Source organism: Niveispirillum sp. FG156, assembly GCF_057809555.1.
In genome coordinates this window covers 1-14,904 of sequence record NZ_JBMDKE010000010.1, presented here as the reverse complement: position 1 = coordinate 14,904, position 14,904 = coordinate 1, and the positions used below count along the sequence as shown (strand labels likewise).

The 14,904-nt window shown below is 65.4% G+C and carries 13 protein-coding genes; 8 read left to right on the top strand and 5 right to left on the bottom strand.

Features of this window, described 5'->3' with window-relative positions; translation table 11 throughout:
- Nucleotides 1-72: 72 nt before the first annotated feature.
- From ACODSP_RS07955 to ACODSP_RS07935, 5 genes are all read right to left on the bottom strand, one after another.
- Nucleotides 73-840 (bottom strand): Hpt domain-containing protein, encoded by a 768-nt coding sequence (locus ACODSP_RS07955; protein WP_488965082.1) that lies wholly within the window; start codon nucleotides 838-840, stop codon nucleotides 73-75.
- Nucleotides 841-1,008: 168 nt separating this feature from the next.
- A complete protein-coding gene (gene hemA, locus ACODSP_RS07950; protein ID WP_488965081.1) occupies nucleotides 1,009-2,223 on the bottom strand; it encodes a 5-aminolevulinate synthase in 1,215 nt (404 codons plus the stop codon).
- 508 nt (nucleotides 2,224-2,731) lie between these two features.
- Nucleotides 2,732-4,120 (bottom strand): aspartate aminotransferase family protein, encoded by a 1,389-nt coding sequence (locus tag ACODSP_RS07945; protein WP_488965080.1) that lies wholly within the window; start codon nucleotides 4,118-4,120, stop codon nucleotides 2,732-2,734.
- 281 nt (nucleotides 4,121-4,401) lie between these two features.
- Entirely contained in the window at nucleotides 4,402-5,397 is a 996-nt protein-coding gene (locus ACODSP_RS07940) for a GlxA family transcriptional regulator (RefSeq protein WP_488965079.1), read from the bottom strand.
- Between the two features lie 2 nt (nucleotides 5,398-5,399).
- Nucleotides 5,400-5,978: an isochorismatase family protein gene (locus ACODSP_RS07935; protein ID WP_488965078.1), complete on the bottom strand. Its 579-nt coding sequence runs from the start codon at nucleotides 5,976-5,978 to the stop codon at nucleotides 5,400-5,402.
- A 307-nt stretch (nucleotides 5,979-6,285) separates the two neighbouring features.
- Here ACODSP_RS07935 and ACODSP_RS07930 point away from each other — a divergent pair, with 307 nt between their 5' ends.
- The 8 genes from ACODSP_RS07930 to ACODSP_RS07895 all read left to right on the top strand — a co-directional run bounded on the left by ACODSP_RS07930 (nucleotide 6,286) and on the right by ACODSP_RS07895 (nucleotide 14,786).
- Entirely contained in the window at nucleotides 6,286-6,834 is a 549-nt protein-coding gene (locus ACODSP_RS07930; protein WP_102111067.1) for a flagellar basal body-associated FliL family protein, read from the top strand.
- A gap of 16 nt (nucleotides 6,835-6,850) precedes the next feature.
- The gene (gene fliM, locus ACODSP_RS07925; RefSeq protein ID WP_488965077.1) at nucleotides 6,851-7,939 is read left to right on the top strand and encodes a flagellar motor switch protein FliM; all 1,089 of its coding nucleotides are present in this window, start codon (nucleotides 6,851-6,853) and stop codon (nucleotides 7,937-7,939) included.
- A complete protein-coding gene (locus ACODSP_RS07920; RefSeq protein ID WP_488965076.1) occupies nucleotides 7,936-8,472 on the top strand; it encodes a DUF6468 domain-containing protein in 537 nt (178 codons plus the stop codon). Before fliM ends, ACODSP_RS07920 begins: the two co-directional genes overlap by 4 nt.
- On the top strand, nucleotides 8,469-9,434 hold the full coding sequence (locus tag ACODSP_RS07915; RefSeq protein WP_488965075.1) for a MotE family protein: 966 nt from the start codon (nucleotides 8,469-8,471) through the stop codon (nucleotides 9,432-9,434). Before ACODSP_RS07920 ends, ACODSP_RS07915 begins: the two co-directional genes overlap by 4 nt.
- Nucleotides 9,435-9,520: 86 nt before the next feature.
- Entirely contained in the window at nucleotides 9,521-10,168 is a 648-nt protein-coding gene (locus tag ACODSP_RS07910) for a protein phosphatase CheZ (protein WP_488965074.1), read from the top strand.
- 6 nt (nucleotides 10,169-10,174) lie between these two features.
- Complete coding sequence (locus ACODSP_RS07905) at nucleotides 10,175-10,852, top strand: hypothetical protein (protein ID WP_488965073.1); 678 nt, start codon at nucleotides 10,175-10,177, stop codon at nucleotides 10,850-10,852.
- Nucleotides 10,852-11,547, top strand: coding sequence for an OmpA/MotB family protein (locus ACODSP_RS07900; protein WP_488965072.1), 696 nt, complete (start codon nucleotides 10,852-10,854; stop codon nucleotides 11,545-11,547). The genes ACODSP_RS07905 and ACODSP_RS07900 overlap by 1 nt, the downstream gene beginning before the upstream one ends.
- Nucleotides 11,544-14,786, top strand: coding sequence for a tetratricopeptide repeat protein (locus ACODSP_RS07895; RefSeq protein ID WP_488965071.1), 3,243 nt, complete (start codon nucleotides 11,544-11,546; stop codon nucleotides 14,784-14,786). Before ACODSP_RS07900 ends, ACODSP_RS07895 begins: the two co-directional genes overlap by 4 nt.
- The last annotated feature ends 118 nt before the right edge of the window (nucleotides 14,787-14,904 follow it).

The following is a 14,904-nucleotide window of genomic DNA, read 5'->3' as shown; positions in this document are numbered from 1 at the left end:
GGTTACCGGAATATGAAGGGGCCCTGCGGCGCGGTGTCCCCTTCATCATACCAACGCGGGATATGGGGGTCTTCATCCCAGATTGAAACGGGTAATCGTCGCAGCAATGTCATCACCGAATGTCGCGCCCAGCCGGATGATGCCGGCATCGGTCGGCACACCCTTCAATTGGTCCGCGCCCATGCTGGTCATCAGGGCGGCAGGCACATGGCTTGTCACCGACATGGCGCGCAGGCCACGGATCAGGTCGATGCCGCCCAGCCCGTCCATGACGGCGGATGCGATGATCATGTCGGGCGGCATGCGTACCGCGATGGAAATGGCCTCAATCGGGTCGGACACGATGTTTACCCGGAAACCGCAGGCCGCCAGCTCGCCCGCTGCCTTGCGCGCCACCAGCTTGTTGGGCGTGACCAGCATGATTTCGACGTCCCGCACCTCGACATCGGTGATGTCGAATTCAAAACGCGTGGGCAGGCGGCGGATGATCTGGTTGGTGGCCGCGATGTCCGGCTGTTCTTCCAGTTCCGCCATTTCCGCGATGCGGTCGGCGAAGGTCTGGATGGCGGCGATCTGCTTCTCGTCCAGATCCTTCAGATCGGAGCAATAGGTCTCCAGACGCTGTGCGATCAGGGAGACGATCGGGTATCCGAAGGTGGAGCCGGAGCCCTTCAGTGAGTGGATTTCGCGGCGCAGTTCGCGCAGCGCGTCACCGCCCTTGACCTCGCCTGTTTTCGCCTGATCCAGCGTGGCGTAGATGGAGGACAACCGGTCGCTGATATAGTCGCTGAACTCTGACTTGAGCTGCTCAAGCAACTCGTCCATATCGACTTCGGCCATCCTGACAATCCTTCTATCCGCAAGACATATCCCTGTACCCCGGCAGGCCCGTCCGCATCAAGTGCGGCGGGGTAACCGATGGGTTACAGCCGCCATGCCGGAAAAGCCGAAGGCCCGGATGCGGGCTGCATCCGGGCCTTCATGAAACAACCTTGCCAAGCGACCGGATCAGGCCGCGCGCTTCAGTTCCAGGTTCTTCCATACCGACAGCAGGGCATCGACCAGATGGTCCATCTTGCGGTCATCATGGAAGGGAGTGGGGGTCAGGCGCAGCCGTTCGGTACCGCGCGGCACCGTCGGGTAATTGATCGGCTGCACATAGATGTCGTGATAGCGCAGCAGGTCGTCGCTGGCCTGCTTGCACAGATGCGCGTCGCCCACCAGCAGCGGCACGATATGGCTGACCGACGGCATGACGGGCAGGCCAGCCTGGGCCAGACGGCGCTTCAAGGTCGCGGCCCGCTCCTGATGGCGGATGCGGATTTCGTTATGTTCCTTCAGGAACATGACCGAAGCCAGAGCACCGGCGGCCAGCACCGGCGCCAGCGAGGTGGTGAAGATGAAGGACGGCGCGAAGCTGCGCACGCAATCGACCAGGGCCGTGGAGCCGGTGATATAGCCGCCCATGACGCCGAACGCCTTGCCCAGCGTGCCCTCAATCACGGTCAGGCGGTCCATCACGCCTTCGCGTTCCGCCACGCCGGCACCGCGCACGCCGTACATGCCGACGGCATGCACCTCGTCCAGGTACGTCATGGCGCCATGCTTGTCGGCGACGTCGCACAGTTCCTTGATCGGGGCGATGTCGCCATCCATCGAATAGACGCTTTCAAAGGCCACCAGCTTGGGCTGGCTCTTCGGATAGCGGGACAGCAGGGCATCCAAATGGGCCACGTCATTATGGCGGAAAATATGCTTTTCCGCACCGGAGTGACGGATGCCCTCAATCATCGAGTTGTGGTTCAGCGCGTCGGAGAAGACGACGCAGTTGGGCAGGATGCGCGGCAGGGTCGAAAGCGTTGCCTCGTTGCTGATATAGCCGGAGGTGAAGAGAAGCGCCGCTTCCTTGCCATGCAGATCCGCCAGTTCGCGTTCCAGCATCACATGATAATGGTTGGTGCCGGAGATGTTGCGGGTCCCACCGGCGCCGGCCCCGCACTTGTGCAGGCTGTCGACCATGGACCCGATGACGACGGGATGCTGCCCCATGCCCAGATAATCATTGGAGCACCAGACGGTGACATCCTTGGGCGGCGCATCCTCCCCATGGAAGGTGGCGGTCGGGAATTCGCCCACGCGGCGTTCCAGATCGGCAAACACGCGGTAACGGCCTTCACGCTTCAGGCCGTCAATCTGGCTCTTGAAAAAATTCTCGTAATCCATGGGCCGCTGTCCCGTCTGCACCACTTAAAGGAATGTCACGCCGACCGTGCCTTTTGTCTACCCTTGTTTATTACTGCAAAGGTATCGCCAGCAAAACCCCGCGCGACGGCTTGTCGCGCCGGCTCCCGACAATGCGGACGGGCGACAGACCCGCAGCATGGTCGCGATTGGACATCTCCGCTTTGATTTCGGTCAATTCATCATTCTGTCCAAGAGGCTTTTCACGCATGGCTATGGTGCGGACAGGCGACGGAATAAATCGCTCCGACAGTCTGCCCCAGGCGCAGGATATTAGATCGGCTTCCAGTTGACTGGGAGCGCTCCCTATCGTCATCCCGGCGAAAGCCGGGACCCAGCGTAAGCGGCGTCTGCCGCGACATGGGTTATATCGGCGCTGACCGCGCCTCACGCTGGGTCCCGGCTTGTCACCGGGATGACGATGAAGACGCGATCCGGTCAATAGAGACATGTCGATCCCGGGCGTCCGGCGGCGATCATGCCGGCGACCTTATCCCAGCTTCACCCCCTCCCGCACCAGCCAGTCCGCCGTATCCGCCAGCGACTTTTCAAACCGGAACAGCAGGGTTTCGATCTCTTTCTCATTGATGATCAAAGGCGGAGAAAAGCCGATGCTGTCGCCGATGGGGCGCAGGATGGCCCCATGCTGGTGGCTGAAAGAGACCAGCTTTGCACCCACGGCCAGGGCCGGGTCGAAGGGCCGCTTCGTGGCCTTGTCAGCCACCAGTTCCACGCCGCCGATCAGGCCGATGCCCCGCACCTCCCCGACCAGCGGGTGGTCGCGGAAGGCGCGCAGCCCCTGTTGCAGACGCGGCGCCATGGCGCGGACATGGCCGATGATGTCCCGTTCCTCATAAATCTTCAGGGTTTCCAGGGCGACGGCACAGCTGACCGGGTGGCCGGAATAGGTGTAGCCATGGCCGAAGGTGCCGATCTTGGCGCTTTCAACCACGCAGGCCTGATAGATGACGTCCGACACCAGCACGGCGGACAGCGGCAGATAGGCCGAGGTCAGCGCCTTGGCGGAGGTCAGGATGTCCGGCTTCATGCCATAGGTCTGGCTGCCCCACATGTTGCCAGTGCGGCCATAACCGCAGATCACCTCATCCGCGACCAGCAGCACGTCATACTTTTTGAGGACGGCCTGGATTTTCTCAAAATATGTGGCGGGCGGCAGGATGACGCCGCCGGCCCCCATCACCGGCTCGGCGAAGAAGGCGGCCACCGTGTCGGGTCCTTCGCGCAGGATCAAAGCCTCCAGATTATCGGCCAGCTGCGTGGCGAAATCCGTCTCGCTCTCCCCATCCTGTCCGAACCGGTAATAATGGGGGCAGTCGGTATGCAGGATGCCCTGGATGGGCAGGTCGAAATCACGGTGGCAATTGGGCAGGCCCGTCAGGCTGGCCGCCGCGACGGTGACGCCGTGATAGGCCTTCTGCCGCGCGATGATCTTCTTCTTCTGGGGCCGGCCCAGGGCGTTGTTATAGTACCAGACCAGCTTCACCGCCGTGTCATTGGCCTCTGATCCGGAGCAGGCGAAGAACACCTTGCTCATCGGCACGGGCGCCAGCGCGATCAACCGTTCGGCCAGGTTAATGGCCGGCTCGTGCGATTTATGGGCAAACGCGTGGTAGAAGGGCAGGGTGCGCATCTGGCGGATGGCGGCATCGACCAGGCGCGGTTCATCAAAGCCCAGGCTGGTGCACCAGAGGCCGGCCACTCCCTCGATATACTCCTTGCCCGCCTCGTCCGTGACGGTGACACCCTTGCCCGACGCGATGACCAGCGGCCCCGCCGTCTCATGCGCCTTCAGGTTGGTGTAGGGGTGCAGGTGATAGGCGATGTCACGGCTGCCGGCGGAATTTCCCAGATGCGTCATGATGGTGGCGTCCTGTTTCGGGTTGCCGCCATGGTGAAGCGGGCAGGTGCCGGATGGCAACCCCCTTGGGTTGGTGGAGGCAGGCCCGCAGCTCCTCACCTTCCGCCTTCCCGGCGAAGGCCGGGACCCAGGGGCCACAGGTGCGAAGGTCGCCGTTTGTCTCCGCTGACACCTGGCGAGGGCTGGGCGCTTGGCCCTTGGGTCCCGGCCTTCGCCGGGAAGGCGGGATAAGCCAATTCAATAGGTTGGCGTCTTAAGTTCTATGGATTTAGCAATTCCCCTTACCCCATCCGCCGCGCCGCGCTGGGTGGGGCGTCGTGAAGGCGGCTCCAGGCGCGGCGCAGCTGCCGGGTGGAGCCGAAGCCCGCCCGTTCGGCCACCGCCTCCATATCCAGGCGCGAATTCTCTATCAGGCGGCGGGCCAGACCGACGCGCAGCCGGTTCACATAATCCGGCACGGTCATGCCGGCATGTTCGCGAAACAGGCGGGACAGGTGCCTGGGGCTGGCATGGGCGATATCGGCCAGGGTGACCAGTGACCAGTCGCGCGCCGGATCGGCGGAAATGGCATCCTGAACCCGGTGGATGGCGGGATGCAGATGGTTGCGCCCCTCCAGCCAGGGTGAAAGCTGCGGATCGGCCCCGGCCCGGCGCATATAGACGACCAGATAACGGGCGACCGCCGCCGCCACGCCGGGGCCGCAGCGCCGGGCGATGAAATGCAGGGCCAGATCAATGCCGGCGGTGATGCCGGCACTGCTCCAGCAATTGCCATCCTCCACGAACAGCCGGTTTTCCATGACGCGGCAACCGGGTGCCGCTTGCCGCAGCTCCTCATACGAACTGTGATGTGTGGTGCAGGCCCGGCCCTCCATCAGGCCGGCGCGGGCGGCCAGGACGGCGCCTGAACAGATGCACAGGATCAGATGGCCGGGCCGCACCATGCGGCGCAACCAATCGACGATCACCTGTTCTTGCACATTATCGGCCCGCACATCCTGTCCCGGCAGCGGATCGATATTGCCCGACAGCATGATGATGGCGTCATCGGGCAACCGGTCGGGCAGGGGCGCGATGTGGGAGAGGACGAGGCCAACCGAACTGGACATTTCCGGGTCGGGACCGACGAAGTTCAATTCGAACCGTAGCCGGTCCTGCTCCACCCCGGCGCGGCGCAGCACCTCTGTCGGGCCGGCCACGTCCAGCAGCATGGCGCGCGGCGGCAGCACGACATGAACGGGAATGATCTGCCGGTTCTGGTTCGCCCCCTCGTTCATGGTCAGGCCGCCTCCTGCGTCCCGGTATCATCCAGAGCGCGGGCCAGCGCCTGTTCCACGCTGGTGATGGTCGCAAAACGACCCGCCAGCACCAGTTCGGTGCGCGCCCGGATGTCATCGGCGGACCATGTGCGGCCCTTGGCGTCGGTCATGGCGAAGGTCAGGGTGGCCTCCGTCACGTAATCAACCTCGTACCCCAGGTCGGATGCGTGGCGCGTCGTCGTCTCACAGCATTGTTCGGTGCGGATGCCGCAGATGATGACCCGGCGCACGCCCTTTGCCACCAGCCAGACATCCAGCCCGCTGCCCACCAGGGCGCTATGGCGCGGCTTCTCGAACACCGCGTCGGGGGTGATCCGCACCGGCGCCAGCAGCTTCACATGGCCGGACGCCTTGGAAAACGGGCCATCGGGATCGACATGGAAAATCTGGGCGATGGGGATGCCGGCGGCCCTGGCGCCATCGATCAGGGCCTGTGCGCGGTCAAAGAAGGGGTTTGCCTCCGCTTCCTGCCAGTAGGGGCGCTGACGGAAGCTTTCCTGTACATCGATGACCAGCAGGGCAGTATCGTGAGCGGACATTTCATGCTCCGGTTCCGGGTTGTGATGACCGGCACAGTACGTGGCTGTCAGCGTAGCCGAAAGGCACGCGTCGGACCAGGAGCGGACGGAAAAGGACAAGACATGTCCGGCAACGGATGCGGGTCGCGAGGGCCGGAGCGGCGGCGATGCATCGAATTATACGGAATTTCTTCCTGAACCACCGTAAATGCGTGGAAAGCGTTGAATCGGCTTGGTATCATTCCGGTTCGACAGCGATGCCGGAATTCCTTGGGTGCGCCTGGGGAGCTTGGGGCCGGATGCTGGCCGGGGTCAGGGGTGGTACAGTATGACGTCGATGGAGACCGATGGCGGCGGTTCGACCGAAGCCGATTTGCCGCGCAAGAAACTGAGCGGCAAGAAAATCGTGCTGTTCATTGTTCTGCCCATCCTTTTGATCGTGGCGGGTGCGGCGGGCGCATACTTCATGGGCGCTCTCGACGGACTTTTGGGCAAGAAGCATGCTGCCGAGGGCGAGGAGCATGTGGAGGAAGAGCATAAGGAACCCGAACTGCCCGAATATAAGGGGCCGCCGATCTTCAAGGACATGCCCGACATGCTGGTCAACCTGAACACAGGTGAGCGGCGGGCCACGCTTTTGAAGCTGGGCATCACGCTGGAGATCGGGCACCCGCAGGAGGTGCCGGCCATCGATCAGGCCATGCCCCGCATCACGGATGCGTTCCAGGTTTACCTGCGCGAATTGAAGGTCGATGACCTGCGCGGGTCGGCGGGCATGTACCGCTTGCGTGAGGAATTGCTGATGCGGGTGAATGCCGCGGCGGCACCGGTGAAGGTGAAGGACGTGTTGATCAAGGAATTCCTGGTCCAGCAATGATGCGAGAGGATGCGTGATGGCCGGGCCCGAGGAGCTTAGTGAAGAAGAACGCATGGCGGCCGAATGGGCTGCCATGGCCGATGAAGGGGCTGGCGACGCCTTTGGCGACATGGGCGGCGGCGGCGGTGGCGGCGGTGCCACGCGCGTTCTGAACCAGGACGAAATCGACAGCCTGCTGGGCTTCGACAAGGACGGGGCCGGCGACGGCGACAATACTGGCGTTATGGCGCTGGTGAACTCGGCGTTGGTCAATTACGAACGTCTGCCCATGCTGGAGGTGGTGTTCGACCGCCTCGTCCGCATGATGTCGACGTCGTTGCGTAACTTCACCTCCGACAATGTCGAGGTTTCGCTGGATCAGATCAGCTCGGTCCGGTTTGGTGACTACCTGAATTCCATCCCGCTACCGGCCATGCTGGCCGTGTTCAAGGCGGAGGAATGGGACAATTACGGCCTGATGGTCATCGATTCGGCGCTGATCTATTCCATCGTGGACGTGCTGCTGGGTGGCCGGCGCGGTACGGCGGCCATGCGTATCGAAGGCCGCCCCTATACGACCATCGAACGCAATCTGGTTGAGCGCATGGTGCATGTGGTCCTGTCGGACCTGTCGGCGGCGTTCGATCCGCTGTCGCCCGTCACCTTCCGCTTCGACCGCCTGGAAACCAATCCGCGTTTCGCCACCATCGCGCGCCAGGCCAACGCCGCCGTGCTGGTCAAGCTGCGCATCGACATGGAAGACCGTGGCGGGCGCCTGGAACTGCTGATCCCCTATGCCACCCTGGAACCTGTGCGCGAACTGCTGTTGCAGATGTTCATGGGTGAAAAGTTCGGTCGCGACAGTATCTGGGAAACCCACCTGGCGTCGGAGCTGTGGCAGACCGATGTGCATCTGTCGGCGGTGCTGGACGAGATTGTCCTGCCGCTGAACGAGGTTCTGTCCTGGCGCGTCGGCAGCCGTGTGCTGCTGAACGTGGCGCCGGATGAAACGATTGAGCTTCGGTGCGGCGACGTTCCGATGTTCCTGGGCCGGATGGGCCGCAAGGGCGGCAATATCGCGGTGCGTATAGACAAGGAATCACCCAAACCGGAGGGCCAGCCATGATTCCCACGATCCTGTCCCTGTTGCTGGATGTGGCCATCGTCGGCTTGCTGGTGGCCACCATCATTTACGCCCTGCGCCTGAACAAGCAGCTGTCGGCTGTCAAGGATAGCCGGGCGGAGCTGGAGGAACTGGTCAAAGGCTTCGCCGAGGCCACGGCCCAGGCCGATAGTTCCGTGAAGGGCATGCGCAGGGCGGCGCATGAGTCTGGCGAAACCCTTTCCAACCTGATCGGCCGCGCCCAGACCCTGAAAGAGGAGATGGAGCTGATCGTGCAGGCCGCCGATGGGTTGGCCAACCGGCTGGAAGCCGCGTCGGGCAAGGCGCGCGCCGCCGTGATGCCGGGCCAGGGCGGGGGTGCCCCCCTGACCGCATCACCCGCCGCCCCGCGCCCGGCTGTCGCCCCGTCGCCCCGCGCCGCGCCTGCAGCGGCCCCGCCGCCCCAGCAGGCGGCTGCACCTGCACAAGGTGGCGCTGAGCCCCGGTCGCGGGCGGAGAAGGAATTGTTGCAGGCGCTGGAGAATCTGCGGCAATGACCGACGCCCCCACGCCAGCCGCCGGGGCCACCCCCGGCCCCGCCAAACCGGCGGCCAAACCCGCCGCGAAGGCCGGTGCCAAACCCGCCGCGAAACCGGGCGCCCGCCCGGCTGCCGCGCGGGGCAAGCCGGCACCCAAACCGCCCAAGCCGCGCCGTGCCCTGATGCGGCCTGGCCTGCTGCCGGCCACGATCTTTGTTGCGACCCTGGTTCTGGGTTTCAAGGTCGGGGATATCTGGCTGACCGTGACGACGGGCAAGGGCTTGTCGCTGATCCCGGCTTCGATTGCAGAGGAAGCCGCACCGCAGGGCCTGCCGGAAACCAAGCAGTCCAATGCGGTCGCCGTGGCACCCGCCAAGCCCGCTGTTGCCCCCGCAGGGCTTCCGGCAGCGCCGGTTCAGGTGGCGGAGGCGGAACAGCAGCCGGCCCAGACCCCGCCCGCCGCCGGGGGTGAGCATGCGCAGCCAGCCGCGGCGGGCGATCATGCCCAGGCCCCCGCCGCCGATCCCAATAGCCCGGCCCCGTCCGGTGCGCCCGGCCAGGGCTTCACCCCGACCGAGGTGGAAATCCTGCAACGGTTGCAGGAACGGCGTGAACAGCTGGATAGCCGTGGACGCGAACTGGATCAGCGCGAAGCGATGCTGACCGCCGCCGAGACGCGATTCGATCAGAAAATCACCGAGCTTCAGAACCTGAAGAAGGAAATCCAGGGTCTTCTGACCCAGGCCAATGCCGAACAGCAGGCGCAGCTGGACAGTCTCGTGAAGATTTACGAGACGATGAAGCCTGCCGACGCGGCCAAGATTTTCAACAATCTGGAGAATGTCGTGCTGTTGAATGTGATCAGCCGCATGAAGGAAGCCAAGGTTGCCCCTGTATTCGCCGCCATGGACGAGAAACGGGCCCAGGAGGTCACCATCCTTCTGGCTGCACGGAAGAGGCTGCCAACAGTGCCCGAATGATTGTATGAAGGCCTCCGGGGAGCCTGTCCCCTGTCTGTCCCCGGCTGTTGCCGGCCCCGAAGTACTCGCGCTTTGAAGGTGTTCTGATGTTCCGCACCGCCACCGCCGCCGATCCCGTGCTCCAGGAACGGCTGGACAATGCCCGCGCCGAGGCGCGGCAGCCGCTGTCGCGCGAAGAAGTGGCGACCATCGTCGCATCCGTCCTGTCCTCCATGGGCGGCGACATGGGCCAGCATGATCTGCATCTCTATGCAGAGCTGGAGGGGCTGGCCCGGTTCATCAATAACGCCAAGAAGGAAATCGCCAGCATTCAGCCGTCGGACATCCATTCCGAGCATATTCCGCTGGCTACCGACGAGTTGGACGCCGTGGTCGGCGCCACGGAGGATGCCACGAACCGCATCATGGATGCCTGTGACCAGATGATGGCCCTGGCCGGTGACGTGCCGGCGGAGGTGTCCAACAAGCTGATGGACATCACCACCGGCATCTATGAGGCCTGCAACTTCCAGGACATTACCGGCCAGCGCATCACCAAGGTGGTCCGCGCCCTGAAGCATATCGAACAGAAGGTTGAAGTCCTGCTGGTCGCCCTGGGTGAGGAGGTGCAGCGCCGCCATCCCACCATGGCAACCGCCGCCCCCGAAGCCCCCTCCGATACCAAGCTGCTGAATGGTCCGTCCATGCCCGGCGCCGGCATCGACCAGGCCTTCATCGACAGCCTGTTTGATTGAGGTTGAATGCCCGAGACGCACACATCCGGCAGCACCGATCCTGACATGGCGGTTCCCCTGCGGTTCGGCGCGTCCGGTGACCGTGACAAGGGCGGGGAAGGGGCGACGCTTCTTTATCTCGGCGTCTTCATCCTGCTGCTGGCCTTTTTCATCCTGTTGAACAGCATCTCGCATTTCCATGACGAGAAGGTGGGCGCCGTCATCCGCAGCGTGGATGACGCCTTTTCGGCTCAGGCGCTGCTGACAGGCTCTCCCGGCGACCGGCAGCAGGCCCGGCGCGAGGCGGCGCGTGCCGTCCAGGATCTGGGCGATCTGATCCGCGCCGAACTGCCGCTGGCTAAGGTGGAGGCGGGAACCGAGACGGGCACCCTGCATGTCACCATACCGGCCTCCAACCTGTTTGCGGGCGACGGTCTGGCGATCCGGCCCAGCCAGCAGGGATTGATGGACCGCATCGCGCGCGCGCTTGAGAACCGGCCGCGCGGCGTCTCGGTACGGGCGGAGTTCCTGTTCGCCACGAAGGGTGTGGAGGATACGGCCCCATTGGTGGCGCGTGCGGGTGCCCTGGCCCGTGCCGTGTCGGCGCTGGGTGCCAATCCTGCTTGGTTGTCGGTCGGGCTGGAGAAGGGTGCGGAGGCGGGGCAACTGCGCCTGCTGTTCCGCGTGCATGAGGAGGGTGCCTGATGCGCCCGCAGGCCCATTTCTCCCCCTTCAGCTTCGCCAAGCCGGATACGTCGGCGGGCAAGGCCTGGCTGGTGACCTTCACCGACCTGATCTGCCTGCTGCTGACCTTTTTCGTGATGCTCTACGCCATGTCCGACCCCGATCCCGCCCGGTACAAGGCGCTGGCGGCGGGTGTGCCGGGGGCGAAGCCCGATCAGGTGGGCGATGAACGGCCCGAAGCCGCCTTTTCCGCCGCCAGCCTGGACCGGGGCAAGGCCATCGATTTGGGCTATCTGGGCCGGGTGTTCGAAAGCCAGATGGCGCGCAACCCGGAACTGGCCGATGTGCGTATCAGCCGCATCGACGGTACCTTGATCCTGTCGCTGCCTTCCGACCTGCTGTTCTCACCCGGTGACGCCACCCTGTCGGAGGGGGGCAAGAAGGCCCTGTTCGTGATGGGCGGCGTGGCGGCCAATATCGGCAATGCCGTGGATGTCGTGGGCCATGCCGACGCGTCGCCCACGGGCCGCAGCTGGCCCAGCAATTGGGAATTGTCGCTGGCCCGTGCACAGGCGGTGGCCGATGCCCTGCGGGAGGCGGGGTATTTGCGGGACATCACCGTGCGGGGCCATGGCGATGGTCAATCGGGGGGCGAGGTGAAGGCCGATGCGCGCCGCGTCGATCTGGTGGTGCGTGAACATGGGGTGACGCCATGAGGGCGGCCCGCATCCTGGCCGGCACCCTGGCCCTGTCGGTGGCCGCCACCGCGTTGCTGCCGGCCCCCGTCCGGGCACAGCAGCCGCCGGCCCCTGCTGCCGCCAGCAGCAGTACGGCGCCGCGTGTGCCGGTGCGCAGCGGCGTGCATCCCGATTACAGCCGTCTGGTCTTCGACTGGCCGCGCGAGGTTCCCTACACCGTTGAGCAGAACGGGGCAGGGGTCAGCATCCGCTTCCCTGTCGCGGCACAGGTCGATCTGGCCGGTGTTCTGCGCGCCCGGCCGAGCCGCATCAATGGCCTGACCCAGGCGGCGGCGGATGGGTCGGTGACGGTGCGGTTCGAGATTCCCGCCGGGGCCGGCATCAAGCATAGCCGGGCCGGCGCCCGCATCATCGTCGATGTCCTGGACAAGCCGCCGCCCGGCAGCAATCCGGCCCCCGCCAGTCCGCCGCCGCCCCCCCCGGCAGCGCAGCAGCAGGCAACGGCGGCACCCGCCGCGACGCAAGGAACGCCCGCCCAGACAGCGGCGGCACAGGTGACGCCGCGTCCCGCCGATCCCCGTGCCCCGCGTGAGGGGGCGCCGCTTTATCAGCTTCGGGGCAATGCCGCGCCCAATGGTGCCGCCACCGCATCCGGTGCCCCGACCCCGCTGACCGTCAGCCCGCCACCACCGGCGACGGCCAATCCGGCCCCCGCCGCCGCTGCGCCTGCGCCGACGCCGGCTCCCGCCGTGACAGCCACGGCAGCTCCCACGGCGGTTGCGCCACCACCGCCCCCCGCACCGACGGCAGCAATGCCGCCCCCGGCGGCCACGCCTGCTGCCAGCACGTCAGACGCGCCGGCAGGGGAGGTCGCCATCGCGCCCGTGACCCTACCCTTTGATCCCAAGGCGGCGCGGGCGGCAGCAATTTTTGAACGGGCCGGATATCTCTATATTCTGTTCGATGACACGGTTCCGCCCGAGACGGCGCCGCCGGTGCCTGCCGGTCTGCAATCGGTCATCGAACCGGTGGCCGTTCAGGGTGGGTCCGGCTTCCGCCTGTCCATGCCGGCCCTGATGCAGGCATCCGTTGGGCGTGACGGCACCATCTGGCAGGTGACCCTGGCACAGGCGACGGGCGTCAAGGCCACTAACAGTTCCATCATACCCCGACCGGACCCGGATTTCGCGCTGGGCCCCCGGCTGGTCCTGCCGGCGGCAGAGGCGGAAAAGATCATCGCCTTTAAAGACCCGGTGGTGGGTGACACCCTGTCGGTGGTGCCGCTGCCGCTGCCGGGCCAGCATGTGGACGCGCCGCTGCGCTATACCGAGGTGCAGTTCCTGCCGACCCTGCAGGGCCTTGTCATGCGCCCCCTGGATGACCGGTTGGCTGTACAGCCGGTGCGTGAGGGGGTGGAGGTGACGGTGCCAGGCGGCCTGCGTCTGTCGCCGCCGGCGGATGTCCAGGTCGCCATCCCGCCGCCCCCGCCACCCGTGGAGCAGGAAAAGCTGTTCGATTTCAAGCGCTGGGGCCAGGTGGCGGCGCGCGATTACAACAAGACGCGGCAGGCGAAATGGGACCGTCTGACGGCCCTGCCGGATGCGGAAAAGACGCGTGGCCGCCTGGATATCGCCCGCTTCTATCTGGCCAATGGCATGGGGTATGAGGCGCTGGGCATGCTGACCCGCGTGCAATCCCTGCAGCCCGATGTGGACCGGCGGCCCGAATTCCTGGCCGTGCGCGGTATTGGCCGGGTGCTGACCAGTGATTTCGCGGGTGGCATGGCCGACCTGTCGAACCGGCAACTGGCCAATGAACCCGACGCGGCCCTGTGGCGGGCGGCGGCCCTGGCGGGGCAGGGCGATTATGCCGGGGCGCATGCCGCCTTCCAGGCCTCCAAGGACCTGCTGGACCGCTATCCGGAACCTTTCTACACCGGTCTGGCCTTGTCCGCCGCCGATGCGTCATTGCGCGCCGGACAACCCGAAGCGGCGGCCCTGATCATGGACCGCGTGGCCAAGCGGGGCGGCGAAAGCGGCGACCAGGCGCCCGCGGTACAGTATTTCCGGGGTGCCGTGTTCCGCGCCCTGGGCGACAATGACAAGGCCCTGTCCTATTTCAAGCAGGCGCAGGCCGGTCGTGACCGGCTTTATTCCATGCGGGCCAAGCGCGACTATATCGACACGGCTCTGGCCGCCGGCAAGATGCCGCCCAAGGAGGCGGCCAAGAAGATGGAGGAGATGCGCTTTGCCTGGCGTGGCGATGCGCTGGAACTGTCCAACCTGCGCCGTATTGGGGAGGTGCATGCCATTGCCGGCAACTATCCCCAGGCCTTCGACAGCATGCGCCACACCATCTCCGCCTTCCCGGACACGCCGGAGGCAAAGGAGATTGCGGCGGACATGACCCGGACCTTCACGGACCTGTTCGCCACGGACGGGGCCGCGAAGATGTCGCCGCTGGAGGCGATGGGGCTTTATGAGCAATACCGCGAGCTGACGCCCCCCGGCCCCGATGGTGACCGCATCATCCGCAAGCTGGCTGAACGGCTGGTCGAGATCGATCTGCTGGACCGTGCCGGCCAACTGCTGGACCATCAGGTGCAGTATCGGTTGCAGGGCCTGGAAAAGGCGCAGGTCGGCACGCGGCTGGCCGGCATCCGTCTGCTGGATGGCACGCCGGAACTGGCGGTGGCGGCACTGGACAAAAGCGAGGTGCCGGAGATCACGCCGGAACTGGCGGAGGAACGCAAGCTGCTGCGCGCCCGCGCCCTGTCGCAGATCAACAAGGGCACGGAGGCGGTTCAGCTGCTGGCCGCCGACCAGTCGCACAACGCCAATCTGCTGCGTATCGACATCGCCATGCGCGACAAGCAGTGGAAGGCGGCTGCCCAGGCCCTGGCCGATGTCATCGGCCCGCCGCCCGCCGCCGGTGCCACCCTGGACCCGCAGGTCTCCAGCCTTGTCGTCAACCGCGCCACGGCCCTGTCGCTGGCCGGCGATAATGCGGGGCTGGACGCGCTGCGCCGCGATTTCGGGCCGGCCATGGAAAAGTCGAAGGACGCGACCTTCTTCCGCCTGCTGACCCGGCCGGAGGAATCGGCGGGTCTGGCCGATGCCAATACCATCCGCCAGCGTATCACCGAAATCGACCTGTTCCGCAGCTTCCTGGATAATTACCGCACCGTGCGCCAGGAAGCCGCCACCCCGCCGCCAGCGGCGGCCCCGGCCACGCCACCGGCGACGCCGCCATCCTGATCGTTAGAGCGTGTTTCCGTTGACTGGAAACACGCTCTAGGCTTTCGTTTTCCTCAATCGTCGGCGCTGCATCCGCAGCTTGGCTTGCGCCGCACGTGCGGGGCGGCGGGGGGGGAGT

Coding starts and splice junctions, on each gene's coding strand:
- ACODSP_RS07900 (WP_488965072.1), top strand. CDS start 10,852: ATGCGCCCGCAGGCCCATTTCTCCCCCTTCAGCTTCGCCAAGCCGGAT.
- ACODSP_RS07905 (WP_488965073.1), top strand. CDS start 10,175: ATGCCCGAGACGCACACATCCGGCAGCACCGATCCTGACATGGCGGTT.
- fliM (WP_488965077.1), top strand. CDS start 6,851: ATGGCCGGGCCCGAGGAGCTTAGTGAAGAAGAACGCATGGCGGCCGAA.
- ACODSP_RS07910 (WP_488965074.1), top strand. CDS start 9,521: ATGTTCCGCACCGCCACCGCCGCCGATCCCGTGCTCCAGGAACGGCTG.
- ACODSP_RS07940 (WP_488965079.1), bottom strand. CDS start 5,397: ATGAACGAGGGGGCGAACCAGAACCGGCAGATCATTCCCGTTCATGTC.
- ACODSP_RS07955 (WP_488965082.1), bottom strand. CDS start 840: ATGGCCGAAGTCGATATGGACGAGTTGCTTGAGCAGCTCAAGTCAGAG.
- ACODSP_RS07945 (WP_488965080.1), bottom strand. CDS start 4,120: ATGACGCATCTGGGAAATTCCGCCGGCAGCCGTGACATCGCCTATCAC.
- hemA (WP_488965081.1), bottom strand. CDS start 2,223: ATGGATTACGAGAATTTTTTCAAGAGCCAGATTGACGGCCTGAAGCGT.
- ACODSP_RS07915 (WP_488965075.1), top strand. CDS start 8,469: ATGACCGACGCCCCCACGCCAGCCGCCGGGGCCACCCCCGGCCCCGCC.
- ACODSP_RS07920 (WP_488965076.1), top strand. CDS start 7,936: ATGATTCCCACGATCCTGTCCCTGTTGCTGGATGTGGCCATCGTCGGC.
- ACODSP_RS07935 (WP_488965078.1), bottom strand. CDS start 5,978: ATGTCCGCTCACGATACTGCCCTGCTGGTCATCGATGTACAGGAAAGC.
- ACODSP_RS07930 (WP_102111067.1), top strand. CDS start 6,286: ATGACGTCGATGGAGACCGATGGCGGCGGTTCGACCGAAGCCGATTTG.
- ACODSP_RS07895 (WP_488965071.1), top strand. CDS start 11,544: ATGAGGGCGGCCCGCATCCTGGCCGGCACCCTGGCCCTGTCGGTGGCC.